General features: G+C 65.0%; 1 protein-coding gene. It reads left to right on the forward strand.

Annotated features, from left to right (window positions below):
- Positions 1 to 1,137: strawberry notch-like NTP hydrolase domain-containing protein (locus AC6RA4_RS25355; RefSeq protein WP_500165075.1), on the forward strand; the 1,137-nt coding region annotated here is incomplete at both ends.

The following is a 1,137-nucleotide window of genomic DNA, read 5'->3' on the forward strand; positions in this document are numbered from 1 at the left end:
CGCCTGGCGCTGAATGAGCTTGCCGAGACCCGCCGCGCCCTGCTGGGACATCTGTTCCCCGGTGCAGTCGTCTCGGATCACGATGCCGCCTCGATCGATGACCGGCTGGATCGGTCGATCACGCCCTCGGTCATCGTGATGAACCCACCGTTTTCTGCGGCCAACCATGTCGACGGCCGGTTCCGGCAGGCCACCAGCCAACATGTCCTGTCCGCCCTAGCGCGTCTCGCGCCGGGTGGGCGGCTTGTCGTCATCACCGGCGAGAGCTTCCGCCCCTCGACGAAATCCTTTCAGTCGACGTTTCAGCGGATCGCACAAAGCGCCGATGTGGTATTTTCCGCCGCTATCGACGGCAAGGTCTTTGCGCGGCATGGCACCACGATCGACACACGGCTGACGGTGATCGACAAGCGTGCGACTGGCGCTGATGAGATCGCATCGGTCGAAAGCGAGGCCGTCTACCATCCGATCTGCGCGACCACCGCCGACCTTCTCAACGCAGTGCTCACCCACTGCCCGCAGCGCCACAGCCCCTCGCCCTGCCCCACCAGTACGGCCCTGTCGGCTCCGACCGCTTCGACCCGCACCAACCTGCAGGCCCTGCGCAATGCCGCGCGCAAGGAAACCCGTGCCCTCGCCGAAGAACGCGCAAGGCACCCGTTTGACGATATCACGACGGCCCCGATCGACTACCTGCCGAAGGCTTGGAGCCAACCCGACGGCACGCTGCAGGACACGGTCTACGAGGCCTATGACCTTCAGGCGATCAGGATCGATGGCGCGGCGGAACATCCGACCGCGCTGGTGCAATCCACCGCCATGGCCTCGGTGCCGCCGCCCGTGCCGACCTATCGTCCCATCCTGCCGAAGAACCTCGTTCAGGACGGCCTTCTTTCTGCGCCGCAGCTGGAAAGTGTCATCTATGCGGGCAACGCGCATGAGACGCATCTCAAGGGCTGGTTCAAGCGCGGCGAGATCGAAGGCCAGTTGATGGCGGCGGCCGAGGGCGACGAAGGCGCGTTTCGCCTGCGCAAGGGCTGGTTTCTGGGTGATGGCACGGGATGCGGTAAAGGGCGACAGGTTGCCGGTATCATCCTCGATAATTGGCTCAAAGGGCGCCGACGGGCGGTCTGGGTC

It is taken from the genome of Salipiger sp., from assembly GCF_059781815.1.